General features: G+C 62.1%; 18 protein-coding genes. 11 read left to right on the top strand and 7 right to left on the bottom strand.

From position 1 onward, the window contains the following. Positions 1-110: 110 nt before the first annotated feature. Genes AC1DY9_RS00555 through AC1DY9_RS00545 form a run of 3 tightly spaced genes read left to right on the top strand, consistent with a single transcriptional unit; the run spans position 111 to position 7791 of the window. Positions 111-2900 carry a site-specific DNA-methyltransferase gene (locus AC1DY9_RS00555; protein ID WP_477665538.1) on the top strand — a complete coding sequence of 930 codons (2790 nt, stop codon included), beginning with the start codon at positions 111-113 and terminating at the stop codon, positions 2898-2900. Then, the gene (locus tag AC1DY9_RS00550) at positions 2897-4645 is read left to right on the top strand and encodes a GmrSD restriction endonuclease domain-containing protein (RefSeq protein ID WP_477665537.1); all 1749 of its coding nucleotides are present in this window, start codon (positions 2897-2899) and stop codon (positions 4643-4645) included. The genes AC1DY9_RS00555 and AC1DY9_RS00550 overlap by 4 nt, the downstream gene beginning before the upstream one ends. Then, positions 4642-7791, top strand: a complete 3150-nt coding sequence (locus AC1DY9_RS00545) for a BPTD_3080 family restriction endonuclease (protein WP_477665536.1) — start codon at positions 4642-4644, stop codon at positions 7789-7791. Before AC1DY9_RS00550 ends, AC1DY9_RS00545 begins: the two co-directional genes overlap by 4 nt. Before the next feature lie 40 nt (positions 7792-7831). Here the strand turns inward: AC1DY9_RS00545 and AC1DY9_RS00540 are convergent, their stop codons facing one another. The 3 genes from AC1DY9_RS00540 to murB form a co-directional block, all read right to left on the bottom strand. Beyond that, positions 7832-8014 carry a hypothetical protein gene (locus tag AC1DY9_RS00540; RefSeq protein WP_477665535.1) on the bottom strand — a complete coding sequence of 61 codons (183 nt, stop codon included), beginning with the start codon at positions 8012-8014 and terminating at the stop codon, positions 7832-7834. A 271-nt stretch (positions 8015-8285) separates the two neighbouring features. Next, positions 8286-9143 (bottom strand): glycine-rich domain-containing protein, encoded by an 858-nt coding sequence (locus AC1DY9_RS00535; protein WP_477665534.1) that lies wholly within the window; start codon positions 9141-9143, stop codon positions 8286-8288. Further along, on the bottom strand, positions 9143-10207 hold the full coding sequence (gene murB, locus AC1DY9_RS00530; RefSeq protein WP_477665533.1) for a UDP-N-acetylmuramate dehydrogenase: 1065 nt from the start codon (positions 10205-10207) through the stop codon (positions 9143-9145). Before murB ends, AC1DY9_RS00535 begins: the two co-directional genes overlap by 1 nt. Before the next feature lie 45 nt (positions 10208-10252). Between murB and AC1DY9_RS00525 the strand changes: the two genes are divergently transcribed. Next, positions 10253-10738, top strand: a complete 486-nt coding sequence (locus AC1DY9_RS00525; protein ID WP_348050062.1) for a YajQ family cyclic di-GMP-binding protein — start codon at positions 10253-10255, stop codon at positions 10736-10738. A gap of 7 nt (positions 10739-10745) precedes the next feature. After that, positions 10746-11423, top strand: a complete 678-nt coding sequence (locus AC1DY9_RS00520; RefSeq protein ID WP_477665532.1) for a retropepsin-like aspartic protease family protein — start codon at positions 10746-10748, stop codon at positions 11421-11423. Positions 11424-11449: 26 nt separating this feature from the next. On the opposite strand, the gene plsY is transcribed toward AC1DY9_RS00520, so the two are convergent. Genes plsY through AC1DY9_RS00505 form a run of 3 tightly spaced genes read right to left on the bottom strand, consistent with a single transcriptional unit; the run spans position 11450 to position 13726 of the window. Next, positions 11450-12088 (bottom strand): glycerol-3-phosphate 1-O-acyltransferase PlsY, encoded by a 639-nt coding sequence (gene plsY / locus AC1DY9_RS00515; protein ID WP_477665531.1) that lies wholly within the window; start codon positions 12086-12088, stop codon positions 11450-11452. A 36-nt stretch (positions 12089-12124) separates the two neighbouring features. Then, positions 12125-12637, bottom strand: coding sequence for an aminoacyl-tRNA deacylase (locus AC1DY9_RS00510; RefSeq protein ID WP_477665530.1), 513 nt, complete (start codon positions 12635-12637; stop codon positions 12125-12127). Between the two features lie 27 nt (positions 12638-12664). Then, positions 12665-13726 carry an aldo/keto reductase gene (locus AC1DY9_RS00505; protein ID WP_477665529.1) on the bottom strand — a complete coding sequence of 354 codons (1062 nt, stop codon included), beginning with the start codon at positions 13724-13726 and terminating at the stop codon, positions 12665-12667. 272 nt (positions 13727-13998) lie between these two features. Here AC1DY9_RS00505 and AC1DY9_RS00500 point away from each other — a divergent pair, with 272 nt between their 5' ends. Beyond that, positions 13999-14664 carry a YiaD family glycine zipper/OmpA-like lipoprotein gene (locus AC1DY9_RS00500; protein ID WP_477665528.1) on the top strand — a complete coding sequence of 222 codons (666 nt, stop codon included), beginning with the start codon at positions 13999-14001 and terminating at the stop codon, positions 14662-14664. Between the two features lie 251 nt (positions 14665-14915). On the opposite strand, the gene AC1DY9_RS00495 is transcribed toward AC1DY9_RS00500, so the two are convergent. Further along, positions 14916-16823, bottom strand: coding sequence for an acetate--CoA ligase (locus tag AC1DY9_RS00495; RefSeq protein ID WP_477665527.1), 1908 nt, complete (start codon positions 16821-16823; stop codon positions 14916-14918). An 8-nt stretch (positions 16824-16831) separates the two neighbouring features. On the opposite strand from AC1DY9_RS00495, the gene AC1DY9_RS00490 reads away from it, so the two are divergent. From AC1DY9_RS00490 to AC1DY9_RS00470, 5 genes are all read left to right on the top strand, one after another. Then, the gene (locus AC1DY9_RS00490; protein WP_477665526.1) at positions 16832-17767 is read left to right on the top strand and encodes an alpha/beta fold hydrolase; all 936 of its coding nucleotides are present in this window, start codon (positions 16832-16834) and stop codon (positions 17765-17767) included. Between the two features lie 73 nt (positions 17768-17840). After that, a protein-coding gene (prfB, locus tag AC1DY9_RS00485; protein ID WP_457279890.1) for a peptide chain release factor 2 occupies positions 17841-18945 on the top strand; the annotation gives its coding sequence in 2 pieces (ribosomal slippage) (positions 17841-17921 and positions 17923-18945; 1104 coding nt in all). A 68-nt stretch (positions 18946-19013) separates the two neighbouring features. Continuing rightward, positions 19014-21737: an aminopeptidase N gene (gene pepN, locus AC1DY9_RS00480; RefSeq protein ID WP_477665525.1), complete on the top strand. Its 2724-nt coding sequence runs from the start codon at positions 19014-19016 to the stop codon at positions 21735-21737. A gap of 18 nt (positions 21738-21755) precedes the next feature. Next, complete coding sequence (locus AC1DY9_RS00475; RefSeq protein ID WP_477665524.1) at positions 21756-22613, top strand: tetratricopeptide repeat protein; 858 nt, start codon at positions 21756-21758, stop codon at positions 22611-22613. Positions 22614-22671: 58 nt separating this feature from the next. Continuing rightward, positions 22672-23679, top strand: coding sequence for a class 1 fructose-bisphosphatase (locus AC1DY9_RS00470; RefSeq protein WP_477665523.1), 1008 nt, complete (start codon positions 22672-22674; stop codon positions 23677-23679). Positions 23680-23684: the final 5 nt, after the last annotated feature.

The raw sequence follows: 23684 nt of genomic DNA, 5'->3' as shown, positions 1-23684 counted from the left end.
AACATCGACTGCTACACGTGTCATGAGCGCTGCAGTTGCAACTTACAGTCGGAATGTGGCCAATTCAATCGGTATCATTGCCCGATACAAATTGATTAGGGGAGCGTACCTTGGTAACAAAAAAGAATACTGCCGCGTCTGTAAACCAAACAACGGACTACCAGCACACCCAGAAGGCCACCCAGCGCCCGGATGTTGGCGTGCAGGACCAGTTCACCACCAAGAAGCCACCAAAGATCTACCGCTACGACAGCAGCCTGGACCCTTCCCTGAGCTGGGACGAAAACCGAGACCGCGATCTAGCCGAATGGCTTCTGGGCCTGGTGCAACGCTGTGCCACTGAAGGCGAGGCGGCGGTATTTACCACGCCACAGGTGTGGGCCGGCGGTGGCGTGCAGGTGCAGTCGCTGAAGGCGACGGCCGACCTTCTGCAGGCTCTTAGTCAGCCCTTCCTGAACTGGACCGGTAAAGCCGAGCGGCACCAGATTTCTGTGCCGACGGTGCCGCTTTTCGTGCACGAGCGGCACTCGACCAGGGCCATCCTGGAGGGCATCAAGCACCGCAAGGCCAAGGGCACCACCTATGACCTGTTCGGCGACGGTGGCGGACTGGACGTGACCGACAAGCTCGATGCCTACGAGCACAAGGGGCCGTGGCAGAACCGGATGATTCTCGGGGACAGCCTGCAGGTGATGAATTCGCTGCTGGAGTTTGAGGGCCTCGGAGGGCAGGTCCAAATGATTTATATGGACCCGCCCTATGGCGTGAAGTTTGGCTCAAATTTTCAGCCGTTCGTGCGCAAGAAGGAGGTGAAACATGGCGGGGATGAGGATATGACCCGCGAACCAGAAATGGTCAAGGCCTATCGCGACACGTGGGAACTTGGACTTCACTCGTACTTAACCTACATGCGGGACCGCCTGAGCCTGACACGAGAACTGCTCGCTGACACCGGGAGCGTTTTTGTCCAAATATCTGATGAGAACCTGCACCGCGTCCGCAATGTGCTGGACGAAGTTTTCGGTTCAGACAACTTCATTTCCGTGATTGCTGTGCGCAAAACTGGTGGAGCGACTAGCGATACTCTGCCGACTGTATGCGATTACTTGGTTTGGTATGCCAAGCAGCGCAAGACTATGAAATATCACGCTTTGTTTGTTGCCAAAACGCTTGGAGAAGAGGGGGCGACGGAATACAAGAACGTCGAGCTTGCCAGCGGGGAAACTAGGCCCATTACAGAGGATGAGCTAATGGGGCGAGCGCCGCTTCCAGATGGTGCCAAGGTATTTGCGACAGATTCCGCGGTCTCGGATGGGTTCCGCACCAACACTTCGGTTCCATTTATTTGGAATGGCATCAAATTCGACCCGACGAGAACAAAGAACTGGAAGACCAGTATTCAGGGGATGCTACGTCTGTGCGAGTTGGGGCGAATCGTCCCAAGACCAGGGTTTCGCATCTACAAGCGCTACTTTTCAGACTTCCCCTTTCGCTCGTTAAACAATATATGGACAGACGTGAGAGGTGCGCTCGACAGAAAGTATGTTGTCCAGACTGCACCGCAGGTTATTGAGCGTTGCATGTTGATGTGCAGTGTGCCAGGCGACTTAGTGCTTGACCCGACATGCGGCTCCGGCACGACGGCCTATGTCGCCGAACAATGGGGCCGTCGCTGGATTACTTGCGACACCTCTCGCGTGCCGCTCGCGTTGGCTCGGCAGCGCATTCTTACTGCGACATTTCCATATTTCGAACTAAAGGAGCATCAAATTGGCCCGCAGGGCGGTTTTGTCTACAAGCGCAAACAGAACCGCAAAGGTGAAGATGTTGGCGGACTGGTGCCACATATCACGCTGAAGTCCATCGCCAACGACGAGCAACCCGCGATGGAAGTGCTGGTGGACCAGCCGGAGGTGAACGACAAGGTGACGCGCGTCGCGGGCCCGTTTGTTGTCGAGGCGACCATTGCGCCCGCACAGACAGTCGAGACTTACGAAGCGGAACCAAAGGCCGGCCCTCAGAGCCTGGATGCAGCTCTTGGCGAGGCGGACGCAGCCAACGGCGGCTTGCCCCTGCAGGTGGCCGAGCCAGCCGGCCGGTACGCCGACCCAGCCACGCATATCGAGCGCATGACCCAAGTGTTGCGCCAGTCTAAGACGCTGCGCCTGCCAGGCAACCGCGAACTGGTGTTGGCCGACATCCGCCGCATGACCGACAGCGACGCCATCCACGCCGAGGGCATGGACGCCGAGGGCAACCGAATCGCCGTGGTCTTCGGCCCGGAGGACGGCGCCATCTCGTCCGACGTGGTGTTCGAGGCGGCCCGCGAGGCCTACTTCCTGAAGTTCCCGCACCTGTACTTCTTCGGCTTCGCCATTCAAGCCAAGGCACGCGAACTGCTGGAAGACCGCGCCAAGCTACGAGTGCCCTGCACCTACGTCACCGTAACGCCCGACGTAGCCATGAGCGACCTGCTGAAGACAAACCGCGCCAGCCAAATCTTCTCAGTCACCGGCCTGCCCGACGCTGTGGCGCGCAAGACCGGCAAGAAGAACGACGACGGCGCCGACCTGTGGGAAGTAGAGCTGCGCGGCCTGGACATCTTCAACCCTGCCACGATGGACCAGGAAGACATCCCCGCGCAGAACCTGCCTGCGTGGATGCTGGACACCGACTACGACGGCATGTGCTTCTATGCCACTCAGGTCTTCTTCCCCAAGACCGCTGCGTGGGACAACCTGCAGAAGTCGCTGAAGGCCGAGTTCGACCCGTCGGTGTGGGAGCACCTGGCCGGTACCGTGAGCGAACCGTTCTCCATCGGACCGAAGCGCCGCGTGGCGGTGAAGGTCATCGACGAGCGTGGCAATGAGCTGATGCGCGTTCTGGAGGTGAAGGCATGAGCTACAAGCCGAGCTCGCTCTACAACCTCATCCAGGTCATCAACAAGGGGCTGTTTCTTCCGCATATTCAGCGGCCATTCGTCTGGGAGGAAGAGCAAATGCTCAAGCTGTTCGACAGCTTGATGCGCAACTACCCCATCCAGACCCTGCTGCTCTGGAAGACCAAGGACGAAATCAAGGCGCGCAAATTCATGGAAGAGGTCGAGTGGGACCCTGACCTGAGTGACTACTACGAGCCGAACGTCAGCAAGGCCGGATGCGAGAAGACGTTCGTTCTTGATGGCCAGCAGCGGCTGCAAACCCTGTATGCCACCTTTGCAGGTGCCATCAAGGGCCCCGACGGCGAGCGCCTGGAGGCCTACTTCGATGCCAGCAGCGGAGCAGCGCTGTCCGACGACGGGCTGCTGTACACCCTGAAGTTTTCGAAGGTTGCGCTGCCGCACCCTTGGTATCGGGTGGCCGATCTAGTTGGCAAGGACGCCCAGCGTGTGGCCGAGGAACTATCGGAGGAAATGAACGACAGCCTCGATAAGGCCGACGATGCGCTCACGGCAGAGAAGCGGCCGACGAGCCAGGACCAGAGGGCGCGGCAGAAGCGCGTGCGGCGCAACTTCGGCCAGCTGGTATCGCTGCTGCGCGAGGACAAGCACTTCTGGATTCAAGAGCTAGACGGTGTGGCGAACAACTACACCTACGGGACTGTGCTGGACATCTTCGTTCGGGTGAACTCCGGGGGCACAAAGCTTGATGCGTCCGACCTGATGTTCGCCGCCATGAAGGAAGGCTGGGACGAAATTGAGGAGGCGATCGAAGACACGACAGAGCTGCTGAACAGCACCAACATTGGGTTCGACAAGACGTTCCCGCTGAAGTGTCTGCTAGTGGTGCATGAGCGCGGTGCCGAGGCATCGGCCGAGAAGTTCACTGGCGCCGACGGGACCAAGCTGCTGGCGGAAATGAAGGCAAACTGGGACAAGGCCGAAGCCGCCTTCCAGGAACTGCGCGACTTCCTCAAAACTGACCTGAAGGTCTACGCCGAGAAGGTAGTCCGCAGCCACAACAGCTTCATCCCGCTGTTCGACTATCTGTACTTCAACCCGAAGCCCACGGAGCGCAGCCGGGCACTGATGCGCGGCTACTACTACAAAGCCCAGCTCTTTGGTTGGTACTCGCAGGGCACCGACAAGGTCATCAACGGTCTGCATTCGGTGGTCGGGCAGCCGGCCCCTGGCGGGTTTCCGATGCAAGCGGTCAAGAATTACTTCATCGGGCGCGGCTACCCGACCGAGTTGCAGAAGGGCCACCTGGAACAGACGCGGTTGCGATTCCTGCTGCTGAACCTGGTGTACGTGGACCAGATGGGGGCATCGCCGTTCGACGTGAAGTACAAGGGCAACGAACCGCACGTCGACCACATCTATCCGCGACATGCTTTGTCTACGAAGCTGGGACTCGGCAGCACCGAGGTGAACACGCTCGGCAACTACCGCTTTGTCGGAGCGACCGACAACATCCGCAAGCGGGCCGAACTGCCCGACAGCTACTTCGGCCGCCTTAAATCCTATGGCTCGCCCATTGAGAAACACCTGCTGCTGGACGAGTTCGCGGCTGACACGAAGAAGCTGGTCTTTGACACGGCGACCTACCGCAGCTTCCGCGACCAGCGCCTTCACCGAATCTGGGAGATTTGCGGCCGCACCGTGAACCCTGAGCTGGCGGCCATCACGGCGGGAGGCGCGCCATGAGCCAAATCAACGCCGTCGAAGCGCCCATCATCAACCTGCCTTATGTGCCGCCCGCATACCACTGGCACATCGAGGAAGGCAAGCACCCGGAGAAGCGGCCAGGCCGTCGCCTGGCCTCGTACTTCTTCCGTGTGCCTGACCGCGCGGCGCGCGGGCGCAAAACCAAGAGCCAGCAGTCGCTGCTGGATGACGCATCCAAGGGCCAGGAATACCTGCTGGACTTGGCTAACCTCATTCGCCAGCGGCTACAGGAGTGGCGCGAACGGGACTATGCAGGCGTCACCAAGGTCACGCGGGAATTGCTGGAACTGTGGCGGTCGCCCGACCGCTCGCAGCGGCTGTTCTTCGCCCAGCTCGAAGCCGTGGAAACGGTGCTGTTCTTGGTGGAGGGGCCGGACGACCTGAAGCAGGGCATCAACGTGCCCAGCGATGAGCCGGGCGACGACGCCAAGGCTGATGGCTATAAGGCCTTCATGCGCTACGCACTGAAGATGGCCACGGGCAGCGGCAAGACTACGGTGATGGGCATGCTGTCGGCCTGGTCCGTCCTGAACAAGGTGGCCCAACCGCAGGCGTCGGCCTACTCGGACACAGTGCTCATCGTTTGCCCGAACGTCACCATCCGCGACCGGCTGCGTGAGCTCGACCCGAACCAGGACGAGCTGAGCCTGTACCGCACCCGGCAACTGGTGCCGCTGCACCGCATGCCCGACCTGCGCAAGGGCGAGGTCTTCATCACCAACTGGCACAATCTGGAGCGGCGCGAGCTGACCGACGTGAACGGCACGTCGGCCAAGGTGGTGAAGCGGGGCGTGCCGGTGGAGAAGCTGCGCACCGTGAAGGTGGGCGGCAAGGACGCGCTGACCGAGGCCGACATTCGGCAGCAGGCGCTGACCGGGGCCTTCGACATCCTGCGCGAGCTGCGCGACAACAAGAGCCAGCTCACCGGCTTCGAGGTGAAGGAGGTGCGCTACTACGAGAGCGACGCCGCCTTCCTGCGCCGTGTGCTGGGCAACCGCAAGGGGCGCAGCTCGGCCATCCTGGTGATGAACGACGAAGCCCACCACGCCTACCGGCGCGGCAAGCTCGACGCCGAGGACACCTTTGCCATTGACGAGGAAACGGCCGAGGTCGATGCCCGCGAGGCCACGGTGTGGATTGAAGGCCTAGACCGCATCAACAAGGCTTTGGGCGGCCGGACCAATGGCGTGCGCCTGTGCGTGGACTTGTCGGCCACGCCCTTCTTCATCCAGGGCAGCGGCAACGAGGTGGGCAAGCCCTTTCCGTGGGTGGTGTCCGACTTCAGCCTGCTGGAGGCCATCGAAGCCGGCCTGGTGAAGATTCCCCAGCTCCCTACGCAAGACATCGGCGGCACCGCGACGCCGGCCTACTTCAACGTGTGGCGTTGGGTGCAGGAGATTGCCGAGAAGGAAGGCCACAGCGGCAAGCTGACTCCCGACGTGCTGATGCGCTATGCGACGCAGCCCATCGTGCAACTGGCGGACGAGTGGCGCAAGACGGCCGAGCAGTGGTCGGCGCAGTTCAAGGCGGGCCATCGCAAGACCGACGTGCCGCCGGTCTTCATCATCGTCTGCCGTGACACCGCGCTGGCCAAGGAGCTGCACGACTGGCTGGCCAACGGCAACGGCACCTACGGCGCGGCGCCGGAGCAGTTCCGCAACGCGCCGGGCCGTGAATGGACCGTGCGGGTGGACAGCAAGGTGGCCGAGGACATCGCTGAGGGCGGGGGCAAGAACGACGAGGCTCGCCGCCTGCGCTTCGTGCTGGAGACCATCGGCAAGACCGGCTGGCTGGGCGGCAAGATGCCCGAAGAGTACGTGGCCATGGTCGAGAAGCACAACCGCAAGGCACTGGAGGACGACGACAACGGCCTGGTCACCATCGACGCCAGCGTGCCGCCCGGCCGTGACGTGCGCTGCATCATCAGCGTGGCCATGCTGTCCGAGGGCTGGGATGCTACGACGGTGACGCACGTGGTGGGCCTGCGCCCCTTCGGCTCGCAACTGCTGTGCGAGCAGGTGGTAGGACGGGCGCTGCGGCGCACGTCTTACGCGGTGGACGAGGCCACCGGCTTCTTCCGCGAAGAGACGGCCAAGGTCTTCGGCGTGCCGTTCGAGCTCATCCCATTCAAGGTGGAGGGTGGCGCCCAGCAGCCCCCCTCACCGCCGGCCAACCAGATTTATGCGGTGCCGGCCAAGGCGCAGTACGAGCTGGGATTTCCGGTGGTGGAGGGCTACACCGACCCCGGCGTGACCCGGCTGACCATGGACTGGCAAGAGGTGCCGACTCTGGAGCTGAACCCGATGACGGTGCCTGACGTGACCCTGATGAAGGGACTGACCACGCAGGACGGTGCCCTGGCTGCCTACGGCCCCGGCGCGGCCGACGTGGTGAATCTGGAGCAGTGGCGCGCCAAGGTGCGGGTGCAGCAGGTGGCCTTCACGATGGCCAAGGTGCTTACACAGCAGTGGCTGGCCGACCGTGGCGACGTCATCCCCACGCACCGGCTGTTCCCGCAACTGCTGGGCTACACCACGCGGTTCCTGGCCGAAAAGCTGAAGCTGTCGGGAAACCGGGCGCCGCAGGACGTGGCGCTGAACCCGTACTTCCAGCAGGCGGTGGGCATCCTTCTCGACTCGCTGATGCCGGTGGACGAGAGCGGCAAGACGCAAGAGCGGCCCATCATCACGCCGGGGCCGGCGGGGGAGCGCTCGACAAGGCATGTCGAGTTTTTCACCGGCCGCCAGCCCTGGCCGGTGCAGAAGTGCCACCTGAACGCCATCGTGGCCGACACGAAGACGTGGGAGCAGGCAGCGGCCACCGCCCTGGACGCGCACGCGGGCGTGGCCAAGTGGGTCAAGAACGACCACCTTGGCTTCATCGTGCCGTACCGCAAGGACGGCATCCGCCGTCGCTACCTGCCGGACTTCATCGTGGACCTGACCACGGGTGAGCGTTTGATGGTCGAGGTGAAGGGGCAGCCTGGCGACGCCGAGGTGAAGGCCCAAGCCGCGCACCGCTGGTGTACCGCCGTCAACAACGACGGGCGCTTTGGGCGGTGGAGCTATCACATCGTTCGGCAGCCGCCGGACCTGATGAAGCTACTGGACAAGTTGTCCCGTTAGAGTCAATTTGATGGCGTGCTACTCAGACCTGTTCGGATAACTAGACAAACAGCTTCTGATGCTCCCGGCAATACTGCAACCCGCCAAAACGCTTGGCGTTGTTCCAGCAGAATTTGCCTTCGGGTAAGCTGATCTTCTCACCGCAATGGGCGCAGATCAGCTTTTGGCCATCCGCAGTCTCAGGGCTTACGCCAGTGGGCCTTGCCTCCATGAGCAGCTTCACCAATAGCTCATTGATGAAGTCACCGGCTTGCCGGCTGCGAGATTTGCCAAGTGGGTCAACACAAACGCCTCTTGGCCCTTGGACAACCCGCTACAGGTACTAAAAGGCACTCAGAGGCCTCAAAAACTGTCCTGAAGGCCCTAAAACCGTCATTTTTAGGTATCAAAAGTGCCTGAAATTCCCTACCGACGGGCGCAAGCAGCTATTAAAAACATAGCAAAAAAACCGCCTTCGGGCGGCTTTTTTTTTGGTCTTCGTCACCCGGCACGCCCTAGTCGCCACCCCCGCCGCAACCTCCGCCGCATCCACCACCGTCGCTACTGCCATCACTGCCTCCGTCGCCATCACCGCCGCTACTGCCCTCGGAGCCGCCAAACCCGTCCGCATCGCCGCTGTAGCTGCCGTCGGAAAAGCTTTCACCGCAATAAGCGCCCGCTGAACCGCCTGTTCCGTCGTCGCGCTGAGGCTGGCTGCAGTCGGGCAGGTAATGAAAACCGTTGGGGATCGCCAGTTTTGCATCAAGGGCAAAGAGCAGCGGCAGGCGGCTGGGGGAGCGCGGCTTGATGGCCTCGTCGCGGCAGGCCCAGTACCAGGCGCGCCGCAGGCCGTCGTTGCTGGAAGCGCGGCGGCCCAGCACCTCGGCCGGCACATGGTCCATGAAACGACCCAGCACGAGGTCACACCACTCGCGGTAGGCGCGCGTGTGCAGGATGAATTCGTGCCACATGCTGTCGACCACGCGCGACGGCATGGCCACAAACTTGCCCTTGCTGCGAACGCAGGCCAGGAAAAACTGGCGCAGCCCGCGCTCGACCAGCTCGGTGTCTTTTGCGCTCAGATGCGGATAGGTGTCGCGCAGCTTGCGCTTGAGGAACTGCGGCAGCGGCGCCTCGCGCACCAGGCGTTCGCGTTCACGCGTGGCCCACACAGCCAGCACCACCATGGCGGCGACCAGCCCGAATATTCCGGTTGCCAGCCCCGTCGGCTTGCGCCAGCCGGCCTCGCCGGCCATCATCAGCACCACCCAGAGGATGACCAGCACGACCGCAAGCTGCCGCGCATGGCGCAGCACCAGGCGGCGCCAAAGCGCGATGTCGGGCCCGGTGTAGACCTTTGCGGCGGTCGCCATCAGACCACCACCGGTTCAGGCTCCAGCAGGATGCCAAAGCGTTCGTACACACTGGTCTGGATGGCCTTGGCCAGCGTCATGACCTCGCCGCCCGTGACCGGATTGGCCGTACCGCCGCGGTTGACCAGCACGAGTGCCTGTTTTTCATAGACACCGGCATTGCCAATGGTCTTGCCCTTCCAGCCGCAGGCGTCAATGAGCCATCCGGCGGCCAGCTTGACCGTGCCGTCGGCGAGGTGGTAGTGAACGATTTTGGGCTCCCTCTGGATGATGTCGGCGCATTGCTCGGGCGAAACGGTCGGGTTCTTGAAAAAGCTGCCGGCGTTGCCAATGACCTGAGGATCAGGAAGCTTGGCTTTGCGGATTTCGCAGATCCAGTCGTAAATTTGCTGGGCGTCGGGCGCCTGGATGCCGGACTGCGCCATTTTTTTGTCGATGTCGGCATAGCCCAGCACCGGCTTCCACGCCTTGGGAAGGGCAAAGCGCACCCGAGTGATGAACGCCTTGCCTTCCAGCCCAAAACCATGGGTGGCCGACTCCGGCGCCGAACTGCTGTGCTTGAACACCGAATCACGGTAGCCAAACGCGCATTGCGCGGCATTCAGGGTAAATGGCTGGCCGGTCGTCAAATCGATGGCGTCGAGCGACTCAAAGCGGTCTTGCAGCTCCACCCCATAGGCACCGATGTTCTGAACCGGTGAGGCACCGACCGTTCCGGGAATTAATGCCAGGTTTTCCAGGCCCGGGTAGCCGTTTTGCAGCGTCCAGGTGACGAGGTCGTGCCAGTTTTCACCGGCGCCGGCCTCAATGATCCAGGCCTTGGCGTCTTCGCGGAGCAAGCGCTTGCCCATGATTTCGACCTTGAGGACCAGCGGCTTGACGTCCCCGGTCAGCACAATATTGCTTCCCCCGCCCAGCACAAACTTGGGGGCAGCCTTCAGGGCCGGGTCCTGCAAAGACGCGGCAATATCGGCCTCCTTTGTCACCCGCACCAGGCTGAGTGCCTTGGCGACGATGCCAAAGGTGTTGGAATGCTGGAGTGGAACGTTTTTCTCGACTAACATCCGGGTGATTGTCTCACCCCAACCCCCGTAAAAAAGACTTGCACCATGCCCTCTTTCGACACCGTTCTTGAAGCCGATCTGGTCAAGGTCAAAAACGCCGTGGAAAACACCTCCAAGGAAGTCGGCAATCGCTTTGACTTCAAGGGCACCTCGGCCTCCATCGAGCTGAAGGACAAGGACATCATTCTCGTCGGCGACGGCGACTTCCAGATCGACCAGATCAATGACATCCTGCGCTCCAAGCTCGCCAAGGCAGGCGTTGACGTACGCTTTCTGGACACCGGCAAGATCGAGAAAATCGGCGGCGACAAGGTCAAGCAGACCAACAAGGTCCGCAATGGCATCGACACCGAAACCGCCAAGAAGATCCAGGCCGCCATCAAGGCCAGCAAACTCAAGGTGCAGGCCGCCATCCAGGAAGAAAAAGTCCGCGTCACGGGCGCCAAGCGCGACGACCTGCAGGCCGCCATGGCGCTGATCCTGTCGGAGATGAAGGACTTTCCGCTGAGTTTTGACAACCGTCGCGATTAGGATTGCCATGAATCTTCTGCCTGCCCTCACCCAAGCAGCATTTTTGCTGTCCGCGACTTTGCTGCTGCACGGCGCCGCCCGGGCACAGAGCGAAGGCCAATCCGTGGCGCTGGCCGGCATGATGGGCACCAAGGCCCTGCTGGTGGTCAACGGCGGTTCACCCAAGAGCGTCGCGCCCGGTGAAACACACCAGGGCATAAAGATTATTTCCACCACCAGCGATCAGGCTGTCATCGAGCAGTCCGGCAAACGGCACACGCTGCGGGTGGGCGATGCGCCGGTGAACTCCGGCGGCAGCACTGCCTCAGCCGGTCGGGGCACGCGCATCACCATCACTGAGAGCGGCGGCGGCCACTTCATGACGGCCGGGCAGATCAACGGAAAGGCCGTGCAGTTCATGGTTGACACCGGTGCGACCAGCATTGCCATGAGCGCGTCGGATGCGGAGCGCTCTGGCATTAACTACAAAGACGGGCAGCCTGTGCGCATGTCCACAGCCAACGGCACCACACAAGGCTACCGGGTCAAGCTCAACTCGGTACGCGTGGGTGACGTGGAGGTCTTTGACGTGGATGCAGTCGTCATACCGCAACCGATGCCTTTTCTGCTGCTGGGCAACAGTTTTTTATCGCGCTTTCAGATGAAGCGCGACAACAACCTCATGACGCTGGACAAGCGTTATTAGCCCTTCGCGGTGCGTTGCCGGCCGGGCTATTTGGTGGCCTGTTTTGAACCACCCAGCTTCGACTCGGTTCCCTTGATCAGCTTGTTGATGTTCTCGCGGTGGCGATAGATCAGGAGCGCACTGACTACGACCATCATGGCCAGCAGGCTCTTGTCGACATACCAGGCGGCCCGGTCGCCAAACAGGTAATACAGCGGCGAAAAAACGGCCGCCACCAGTGATGCCAGTGAGGAGTAGCGCGAAAAGAAGGCGACGATCACCCAGGTTGCGAGCGTGGCAACACCCAGCACCCAGCTGACACCCAGCAACACCCCGGCCGCCGTCGCGACACCCTTGCCACCCTTGAACTGGAAAAACACCGGATAGAGGTGACCCAGGAATGCCGCCAGACCGACGGCAGCCATCGTGCCTTCACCGAGGCCATAGTCACCGCCAAACCATTTGACAAGCACCACCGGCACCCAACCCTTGAGGCCGTCCAGCAGTAACGTGATTGCCGCCGCGGCCTTGCTGCCGGAGCGCAGCACGTTGGTGGCGCCGGGGTTCTTGCTGCCGTAGCTGCGGGGGTCACTCAAACCCATCACCCGGCTGACGATGACGGCAAACGACAGCGAGCCGATCAGGTAGGCCAGCAAGGTCGCGCCGGCTGAATACACGTAGTCCAAATTTATCTCCCTTGTTATGTGGTGGCCACCGGCATTTCAGCCGTGGCCCGTTGCGTTGTCCAGGCTCAATGCACAACGGACTGATTTTGCACCCAGCAAGATGACACAAACCTGCGGGTCAATACCAATCAGGTAGCCCCGCCGCCCGCCGTTGATGGCGATTTTGGGCAGGGCCAGGATGCTTTCCTCGATATACACCGGCATCGCCCTGCGCGTGCCGAAAGGCGATGTGCCGCCGACCAGGTAGCCGCTGTGGCGGTTGGCGACTTCGGGCTTGCACGGTTCGACCGACTTGGCCCCGATCTGCCGCGCCAGGTTTTTGGTGGAAACCTTGCGGTTGCCATGCATCAACACCAGCAAAGGTTTGGCGTCCTGGTCCTGCATGACCAGCGTTTTGACGACGGTGAATGGGTCAAAGCCCAGCACCTCGGCGCTGTGCTGCGCTCCGCCGTGCTCAAGGTATTCGTAAGGGTGCTCGGTGAAGGGTACCTTGCTGACCTTTAGCAAGGCAGTAGCCGGTGTCTCGCTGACGTGATCTTTTTTTGCCATGACGCGACGTGCGCAGCAGACCGCAGCTTACAAGGCTGGGTCGCGCGTTTCCCATCGGATTTTGTCGATCTCGGCCAGGACCTCCGGCGCCAACGTGGTGCCCCAGGCATCCAGGTCTTCATCCAGCTGCGCGACCGAGGTTACGCCGATGATGGTGCTGGCCACATGCCACTTGGTGTAGCAGAACGCCAGCGCCAGCTGGGTCGGGGTCAGCTTGTTGTCACGCGCCAGCGCGTTGTAGCGCCGTGCGGCGGCCAGTGCCTCGGGGCGACCCCAGCGTTGTTTGCGCACCGACTCGAATTTGGCGATGCGCGCATCCTTGGGCGCGGCCGGGCCTTCAGTGCCCGACTGGTCGTATTTGCCTGTGAGCAAACCGAAGCCCAAGGGCGAATAGGCCAGCAGCGAGACGCCCAGGCGGTGCATGGTTTCGTCCAGGCCGTTTTCCACCGTGCGGTTGACGAGGCAATAAGGGTTCTGCACGGTGGCCACACGCGGCAGGCCGTGCTGCTCGGCCAGGCGCACAAACTCGTGCACGCCGTAGGGTGTTTCGTTGGAAAGCCCGATATAACGCACCTTTCCGGCTTTCACCAAAGCGCCGAGTGCCTCGAGCTGCTCATGGATCGACGTGGCAGAGCGCTCTTGCGCAGGGTTGTAATACAGCGCGCCAAACGCCGGCACGTGGCGTTCGGGCCAGTGAATCTGGTAGAGGTCGATGACGTCGGTCTTCAGCCGCTTCAGGCTGGCATCGCATGAAGCCGCGATGTCTTGGGCCGTCATGCCGCTGCCTTCACGCACCCAGGGCATGCCGCGCGAAGGTCCGGCTACCTTGGTGGCAAGCACCAGTTTGTTGCGTGCTGAAGGATTTTTGGCAAACCAGTTGCCGATGATGGTTTCGGTCGAACCGCAGGTCTCGGCGCGCGCCGGCACCGAATACATTTCGGCGGTGTCGAGAAAGTTGACGCCGCGCTCCAGCGAGCGGTCCAGGATGGCATGAGACGTGGGCTCATCCACCTGCTCGCCGAATGTCATGGTGCCCAGGCAAATGGGGGTCACGTGAAGGTCGCTGGAGCCGAGTTGAACTTTATTCATGGAGGAGTCACATGTGAGATTGAAGAGGCCGTACGACAGCAAAAACGCTGTGACGGAATTCACGGAATTGACAAAACGACTAGTTTAAGGTCTCCGTAAACGGCGTGCAGGCGCGCCTATATCGCGCCCTTGTCTTACAACTGCTCACTTTTTGCATGCCTAGTATTCACACACCCGCGCTTTAATGCGCTGCTGATTGAAGTAAGACCGACAACCGTTCTCCTTCACTCCGATACCTAGATTAACGACATTAACTTTCCGAGGAACATTTCATGAACAAACTGACCATCACATCCATTACCTGCGCGGCGCTGGCTGCATTGACCCTCTCCGGCTGCGCCAACATGAGCGAAACACAGCAAGGCACCGCCAAGGGCGCGGGCATTGGCGCTGTTGCAGGTGCCGTGCTGGGTGCGGCAACTGGCGGCTCCAAGGGCGCAGCCACCGGTGCCGTTCTGGGCGGTGCCGTGGGTGCCGGCGGCGGTTATATCTGGTCCAAGAAAATGCAGGACCAGAAAGCCGCCATGGAAAAAGCGACCGTCGGCACCGGTGTGGCCGTCAGCCAGACCACTGACAACCGCCTGAAGCTCGACATCCCCAGCGACGTTTCTTTTGACGTGGGCCGTTCCGCCATCAAGCCGAACTTCGCCCCCATCCTGAACCAGTTCGCCACCAGCCTGAACCAGAACCCGGTGACGACCGTGACCATCATCGGCCACACCGACAACACCGGCTCTGACGCCATCAACAATCCGCTGTCCATTGACCGTGCCGATTCGGCCCGCGATTACCTGGTCAGCCGCGGTGTGGCGCGCACCCGCATCGTGACGGACGGCCGCGGTTCGCGCGAGCCGGTGGCTGACAACAACTCACAGCAGGGCCGTGACAAGAACCGCCGCGTTGAAATCTACGTGGCTGAGCAGGTCGCAACCAGATAAATTGCACACCCCTGCCGGCGCTCACTTCATGTAGCACCACCTCCCCTTGCAGGGGACAGGCGCCTTGGGACTGGCAAAGCCAGATCCCGGCCCCTGCTGGTAAATAGGTACACCCCTATCGACGCTCACTGCGTGTAGCGCCTTTTCCCCTTGCAGGGGACGGCGCCTACGGCCTGGCAAAGCCAGTTCCGTGGCGCCTGCTAGAAGAAAAAAAGCACCCTCTCGGGTGCTTTTTTTATGGCGGTTCGCTACTACGTTTTTGATGCTTTGAAACGCTCTTCTTCCTGCAGGCGCAGCACGCGCCTTTGCACCTTGCCCGTCGTGGTCATGGGCAGCGCGTCTATGAATTCAATCTCCTTGGGGTATTCGTACGGCGCGAGCATGGTTTTGACGTGGGCTTGCAGCTGCAGCGTCAGTTCATCATCAAATCGGGCTGTACCGCCCGGGTGGCTTGCGCGAGAAGCTATCAAATCAGGAGCAAGTACGACATACGCCTTGACGACTGCACCGCGCTCGCGGTCGGGCTTGGGCACCACGGCGGCGTTGGCGACGGCTGCGTGCTTGACCAGGCAGTTCTCGATTTCGCCGGGGCCGATGCGGTAGCCGGCGGCCTTGAAGACGTCGTCTGCGCGGCCTTCGTACCAGAGGTAGCCATCGGCATCGCGCCTTGCCAGGTCGCCTGTGCGGCACCAGTCGCCGGTGAACTTGCCGCGGGTGGACTCATCTTTCTTCCAGTAGCCCAAAAAGAAAATCGGATCCGGGTCGCCGTGAATGTCATAGCGGTTGACCGACACATCGCCCGGCACACCCACCGCGCATTCCTTGCCTTCGTCATCAATCACCGCCACGCGGTGACCCGGATAGCCTTTGCCCATGCTGCCCGGCCGGGCGGGCCAACCTGCAAACGCCCCCACGCTTTTCACTTCGTGTAATGCGCTGCCCCCCGAGGGGGCTGAGCTTGCTTGGGGCGGCCCGGCGCTGCGCTCGCCATGAACCCTGTTCATGCTGCAGTTGCCCACCACGTAATTGATTTCGGTCTGCCCGAACATTTCATTGACGGTGACGCCGAGCTGATCCTTGCAGTACGCAAACACCGCATCGCCTACGGCTTCGCCGGCGCTCATCATGGCCTGCAGTTTCAGCTTGAAGTGCTGCCTGGGCCGTGGGTAGGCCTTCATCATGGCCTTGAGGGCCGTCGGGAACAGAAAGGTGTGCGTGACGCCCTGTTCCGCCATCAGGCTGAAGGCCAGTTCGGGGCTGAAGCGGCCGTTGAAGGCAACGATGGGCCGGCCGAAGTAGAGGCTGGGCAGCAAGGCGTCCATCAGGCCGCCTGTCCACGCCCAGTCTGCCGGGGACCAGAAAACAGCGTCGGACTTTTTATTGGTTTTGCCGTCAAAGCCAAACCAGTTCTGGCTGCAGATGAAGCCGGGCAGGTTGCCAATCAAGGCGCGATGCGGCAGCAGCGCACCCTTGGGTGGGCCGGTGGTGCCGCTGGTGTAGATCAGGATCGCGCCTTCGTCGGCCTTGGTCTTGACGGCGGTGAAGGCGCTCCTGTGTTTCGCTAACGCAGTTTCGTAGTCCACGTCACCCTTGCCCTGCGCCGTACCTGCTGCCACCACCGTGCGCAACGCCGGGCAGTTGCCGCGGATGGCATTCAGGCTGTCAATCGAACTTTCGTCGCAAATGGCCAGCACCGCATCGCTGTCTTGCAGGCGGTATTCGAGCGCATCAGGGCCGAACAGCATGGACAGCGGCATGGCGACCGCCCCCATCTGGAAGACCGCCATGTAAGCCACAGCGGTTTCAAAACGTTGCGGCATCACGATGGCGACGCGGTCGCCGCGCTGAACGCCCAGGCCAGCCAGTACATGGCTCAAGGCATCGGCAGCGCCCTTCAGTTCCGAATAGGTATAAGAAACGGCTGCAGCGCCCGGCTGGTGAGCGCGAACAGCTATTCTTTTAGTAGCACCCGCCGTTGCACCTTCACCCCTGGCCCAGCGGCTGCAACATACTTCGGCGATGTTGAAGTGCTCGTCGACCTGCCAGCGGAAGCCGGAATGAAGCGCCGCGTACTGGTCGGCTTGCCCGACGGCGGGGGATTTGGGACCGGCCGGCTTGTCCCTGTTTTGACTGCGCGTCAACTCGTGTCTCTTTATCATGGGAACCAATGTACAAAGAAAAACGATCATCACGCAGCGAGTTTGTCCCTATACGTGGCTTGAGTTACCACGTGTGGCTCTGGGAAAGCGCGGCAGGCGCGAACCCGGCATTGCCGCCGCTGGTTCTGGTTCATGGATGGATGGACGTGGCAGCCTCTTACCAGTTCATGGTGGACGCGCTGTCGGACGCTTTCGTGCAAGGCCGGACCATCATCGCACCCGACTGGCGCGGTTTCGGGTTGACCGGCTCCGGCCCCGCAGGCAACCCTGCCGACAATTATTGGTTTCCCGATTACCTGGCGGACCTGGACTTTCTGCTCGACCACTACGCCGGCGACAAACCCGTTGATTTGGTAGGCCACAGCATGGGCGGCAATGTCGCCATGCTGTACGCGGGCGTACGGCCCGCACGCATCCGCAGGCTGGTCAACCTGGAGGGCTTTGGTCTGCCATCCACCCAAGCTGGGCAAGCCCCCGGCCGTTATGCCCAATGGATGAACGAACTCAAAAGCCTGCATCGGGGCGAGCTGGAACTCAAAGCCTATACCGACGTGGCCGGCGTGGCGCGCCGCCTGATGAGAACCAACCCGCGCCTGTCCGCCGACAAGGCCGGCTGGCTGGCCAGCCATTGGTCCCGGCCAAATGCCGAAGGCAAATGGGAGATTCTGGGAGAAGCTGCCCACAAGATCACCAGCGCGCAGCTCTACCGCGTCGACGAGGCCCTCGAGGTCTACCGCTGCATCAGTGCTCCGGTGCTGGCCGTCGAAGCGTCCGACGACTCCCTGGCCCTGTGGTGGAAGGAAAAATACACCCTGGCCGAGTACCACGAACGGCTCAAACAGGTCCGCCAGGCGCAGGTCGCGGTGATCCAGGATGCCGGCCACATGCTGCACCATGACCAGCCCGAACAGCTGGCAACACTGATTGAGGGGTTCTTGGCCTGAAAGGCCCTGCATCATGAGAAAATGCCGGGTTACGCCGCCCAATGCGGCTCCCACCATTTAGGACAGAAAAATCATGGACGCAGAACGCATCAACCTCATCAGCAACCAGCTCGTGGACCTCAGCAACCGGGTCAATGAACTTCGGGGGTATCTTTGACTACCCTGCCAAAGAACGTAAGCTGAACGAAGTCAACGCCGCACTGGAAGACCCGAAGGTCTGGGACAACCCCAAGCGCGCGCAGGAGCTCGGCAGGGAAAAGAAATCGCTGGAAGACGTGGTCCATGTGATCGACCGCCTGAGCGCCGAGCTGGCCGACAACACCGAACTCTTCGAGATGTCCAAGGCCGAAGGCGACGACGCCGGCATGCAGACGATTGAAGGCGAAGCCGCCAAGGTGGCTACGGAAGTCGAAAAGATGGAATTCCGCCGGATGTTCAACAACCCGGCCGACCCCCTGCCCTGCTTCCTCGACATCCAGGCCGGCGCCGGCGGCACCGAAGCCTGCGACTGGGCCAGCATGCTGCTGCGCCAGTACCTCAAATACGCGGAGCGCAAGGGTTTCAAGACCACGGTTGAAGACGAATCGCCCGGCGACACGGCCGGCATCAAGGGTGCGACCATCAAGATCGAGGGCGAGTACGCTTTCGGCCTGCTGCGCACCGAAACCGGCGTACACCGTCTGGTGCGCAAGTCGCCGTTCGACTCCTCCGGCGGGCGCCACACCTCGTTCGCTTCGGTGTTTGTCTACCCCGAGATCGATGACTCGATTGAAATCGAGATCAACCCTTCAGACGTGCGCACCGACACCTTCCGCGCCAGCGGCGCCGGCGGCCAGCACATCAACAAGACCGACTCGGCCGTGCGCCTGACGCACATTCCGACCGGCATCGTGGTGCAGTGCCAGGACGGCCGCAGCCAGCACAGCAACCGTGACGTGGCCTGGAAGCGCCTGCGTTCGCGTCTGTATGACTTCGAATTGCGCAAGCAGCAGGAAGCGCAGCAAAAACTCGAAGACACCAAGACCGACGTGGGTTGGGGCCACCAGATTCGCAGCTACGTGCTGGACAACAGCCGCATCAAGGACCTGCGCACCAATGTAGAAGTCTCGGCCACGCAGAAAGTGCTGGACGGCGACCTGGACGTGTTTATTGAAGCCTCACTCAAACAGGGTGTGTGAGGGCGTGTGAGCGCGTGCCTTTCGACGCGCTCGGGAAGTTGTGAAATTTTGATTTTCAGGAATTAACCATGCTGCATATGCTTGACGGAGCGAGCCCCGGCGCCGCGGTGGTCATCAACCGCGCCGACTACGTCGCGCCCGCCTACTGGATCGATACGGTCGATCTGTGCTTTGACCTGGACCCGCAGAAAACACGCGTGCTCAACAAGATGAGCCTGCGCCGCAACCCGGACGTGCCGGCACAAGCCCTGAAGCTGGACGGCGAAGAGCTCAATCTTTCGCGCGTGCTGGTGAACGGCCAGGGCACCTCCTTCAAGATGGAAGGCAACCAGCTGGTGCTGGAAAACCTGCCAGAAGGCACCGAGCCCTTTGAGCTGGAAATCTTCACCACGACCTGCCCCGCCAAAAACACCAAGCTGATGGGCCTGTACGTCAGCAACAACTCCTTCTTCACGCAGTGCGAGGCCGAAGGTTTCAGGCGCATCACCTACTTCCTGGACCGCCCCGACGTGATGGCCAGCTACACCGTGACCCTGCGCGCCGACAAGGCGCAGTACCCGGTGCTGCTGTCCAACGGAAACCTGGTCAGCCAGGGCCCGCTGGAGCCCGGCCCCAACGGCGCGCGGCATTTCGCCAAGTGGGTAGACCCGCACAAAAAGCCGAGCTACCTCTTTGCCCTGGTGGCCGGCCAGCTGGTGGCCCGCGAGCAGCGCGTCACCTCCCGCGCAGGCAAGGAGCACGTGCTGCAGGTTTATGTACGCCCCGGCGACCTCGACAAAACCGAGCACGCGATGACATCGCTGATGCATTCGGTGGCATGGGACGAAGCCCGCTTCGGCCTGCCGCTGGACCTGGAGCGCTTCATGATCGTCGCCACCAGCGACTTCAACATGGGCGCGATGGAAAACAAGGGCCTGAACATCTTCAACACCAAGTACGTGCTGGCCAACCAGGCCACCGCCACCGACGTTGATTTCTCCAATATTGAAAGCGTGGTCGGCCACGAGTACTTCCACAACTGGACGGGCAACCGCGTCACCTGCCGCGACTGGTTCCAGCTCAGCCTGAAGGAAGGCCTGACGGTGTTCCGCGACCAGGAGTTCAGCCAGGATCTGTGCGGCGAGGCCTCGGCCCGCGCCGTCAAGCGCATTGAAGACGTGCGCGTGCTGCGCACCGCCCAGTTCCCCGAAGACGCCGGCCCCATGGCCCACCCGGTGCGGCCCGACAGCTACGTCGAGATCAGCAACTTCTATACCGTCACCATTTATGAAAAGGGCGCTGAAGTCGTCCGCATGATGCAGACCCTGGTGGGCCGTGAGGGCTTTGCCCGCGGCATGACGCTTTACTTTGAGCGCCACGACGGCCACGCCGTGACCTGCGACGACTTCGCGCAGGCGATTGCCGACGCCAACCCGATGTCGGACCTGGCGCGCCTCTTGCCGCAGTTCAAGCGCTGGTACAGCCAGGCCGGCACGCCGCGTGTGCACGCGCAGGGTGCTTATGACGCGGCGGCGCGCACCTACACCCTGACCTTGTCGCAAAGCTGCATGCCCACGGCAGGGCAAGCCGTGAAGGAGCCGTTTGTCATACCGGTCGGCCTGGGCCTGCTGGGCGCAGACGGCCAGGACTTGCCGCTGCAGCTGGCCGGTGAGAGCCAGGCACCTGCCCGCACCCGTACTGTAGTGCTGACGCAGGCCAGCGAAACGCTGACCTTCGTCAACATCGATGCCGAGCCGGTTCCCTCCATCCTGCGCGGCTTCACCGCCCCGGTGGTGCTGGAGTTTGACTACACCGACGCCCAGCTGCTGCATTTGCTGGCGCATGACAGCGACCCTTTCAACCGCTGGGAAGCCGGGCAACGCCTGGCCGTCAACCGCGCTATCAAATCAATAGCTAGTGGCGCAGGCCCCGTAACGGCTGCAGTGCTCGATGATGCCTATCTTGACGCGATGCGCCAGGTGCTGCGCCACCCCGCGCTGGACTCGGCCTTCAAGGAGCTGGTGCTGACCCTGCCATCCGAAACCTACCTGGCCGAACAGCTGGACGTGGTGGACCCGCAGCGCATTCATGCAGTGCGCGAAGCCATGCGGCAGCAGCTGGCCACAGCCCTGGCAGCCGACTGGCAAGCCGTGTACGAGGCCAACCACGACACCGGCGCTTACACGCCTGACCCGGCCTCCTCGGGCCGCCGCGCGCTCGCGGGAATGGCACTCACGCATCTGTGCCTGGCGGCGCAGGCTTCCGGCGATACCGTCTGGCCGGGCAAGACCCTGCAGCGCTTCAAGGACGCCGGCAACATGACCGACCGCTTCAACGCGCTGGCCGCCCTGGTCTCCAGCGGCCACGCGCTGGCCGCCGAGGCGCTGCCACTGTTCCACGCCATGTTCAAGGACGAAGCCCTTGTCATCGACAAATGGTTCGGCCTGCAGGCCGGCGCGCCTGACCGCGGCGGCAACATCCTGCCCGCGGTCAAGCAGCTCATGAAGCACACCGACTTCAGCCTGCGCAACCCCAACCGCGCCCGCAGCGTGGTCAGCACCTACTGCCAGGGCAACCCGGCCGCGTTCCATCGCGCCGATGCCGCCGGCTACGTGTTCTGGAGCGACCGCGTGATGGAGCTCGACGCCATCAATCCGCAAGTGGCGGCCCGCCTGGCGCGCGCGCTGGACCGCTGGAGCAAGCTGGCCGAGCCCTACCGCAGCGCGGCGCGCGAAGCGATTGCCCGCGTCGCAGCCAAGACCGATTTGAGCAAGGACACGCACGAAGTCGTCTCTCGCGCACTGGCCGACTGAACGCGGACAGCACCCGCCATGGCATTGTTCACATTCAATAACCCCGCACAGCGGTTTGCGAAGAAGTTCAACCCGCTGCGCGACACGGTGTACGACGCCGGCGGCATGTTCAGCGGTTCGCGCATGTCAGCCGACCTGGCCGCGCTGGAGCCTCTGGCCGAAGCCCTGGGCGCCGACTCCGCCGAGATGGCTAATTGGCTGTGGTTGCAGTTCGTGGTGTTCCGCAAACGCCAGCTGGATGCCGAGGGCCTGCCCCTGGGCCTGCGCGCCCTGGCCATCCGCGCTGCCAAGGGCAGCCTCACGCCTACCGAGCGCTACGAACAGCATTACGCCATCGGCGAGTCGGCCCTGGAAGCCGAGGAGTACGACACCGCCGTCGAGCACCTTCAGCAGTCGGCCCACTGGGCCGCGCACGAAGGCGCCCCCCTGAACACCGAGCAGAAGCTGGGAATCCGCGAAGAGACAGGCTACGCCCTGCACGAGGCCGGCCGCTTCGCCGAGGCACTGGCGCACAACCGGCAACTGCTGGCAGATGCACAAAGCGCCTTCGGCTCCGGCACGGACAAGCGCCTCTTCGGCCTCATCAACAACCTGGCGCAAAATGCCTACGAGCTGGGCGAGCATGCGCAGGCTCAGGCCTGGCTGCAACAGCGTCTGGCGCTGGGCCAGGCCTTGCAGGACACGGACATCGTGCTGGACACCCTGTTCCAGCTGGGCGTGCTCGCGCACGAAACGGGCCAGCCCAGCGAAGCGCGCGCCCTCTTCCAGCAACGCGTGGACATTGCCCGTGCGAAGGACGACGAGGACCTGCTGGACGACACCCTGGCCACGCTTGCCGAATTTGAAGAACGCGAACAGCAAGGCGAGCCTGGCTAAGCGCCCGCCCAGCCATACGCCGCCCAAACGAACTATCCCTCAACCGAATGGAGCCCTCATGTCCCAAAAAATCTCCCTGACCCGCTACCTGATCGAGCAGCAGCGCATCGACGGTCACATTCCCTCGCAGCTTCGCTTGCTGCTCGAAGTGGTCGCCCGCGCCTGCAAGAGCATCAGCCAGGCCGTCAACAAGGGTGCGCTCGGCAGCGGCATGGGCAGCGCCGAAAGTGAGAACGTGCAGGGTGAGATCCAGAAGAAGCTGGACATCATTGCCAACGAAGTGCTGATTGAGGCCAATGAATGGGGCGGCCACCTGGCCGGCATGGCCAGCGAGGAAATGGAAGGCATTTACGTGGTGCCGAATCGCTACCCCCAGGGTGAATACCTGCTGCTGTTCGACCCGCTCGACGGCTCCAGCAACATCGACATCAACTCCAGCATTGGCACCATTTTCAGCGTGCTGAAAATGCCCGAGGGCGACCGCGCTGTGGATGAAGGCGACTTCCTTCAGGCCGGCCACAAACAGGTGGCGGCGGGTTACTGCATCTACGGCCCGCAGACAACGCTGGTGCTGACCGTCGGCGACGGCGTCGCCATGTTCACGCTGGACCGTGAGCAGGGCTCCTTTGTGCTGATCGAGGAAAACGTGCAGATCCCGGCCGACACCAAAGAGTTCGCCATCAACATGAGCAACATGCGGCATTGGGACGAGCCGGTCAAGCGCTACGTGGACGAGCTGCTGGCCGGCAAGGACGGTCCGCGCGGCAAGGACTTCAACATGCGCTGGGTTGCCGCCATGGTGGCCGACGTGCACCGCATCCTGTGCCGCGGCGGCATCTTCCTCTACCCCTGGGACAAACGCGAGCCCGAAAAGGCCGGAAAACTGCGCCTGATGTACGAAGCCAACCCCATGAGCTGGCTCATCGAACAGGCCGGCGGCGCCGCCACCAACGGCAAACAACGCATCCTGGATTTGCAGCCCACCAAGCTGCATGAGCGCGTCAGCGTCATACTCGGCTCCAAAAATGAAGTCGAACGGGTGACCTCTTACCACTCCGGGCTATAATTGAA

Source organism: Polaromonas sp. P1_F6 (assembly GCF_056405695.1).
Note: the sequence above shows the minus strand (reverse complement) of the source record. Positions and strands in the feature narration are given on the sequence as shown.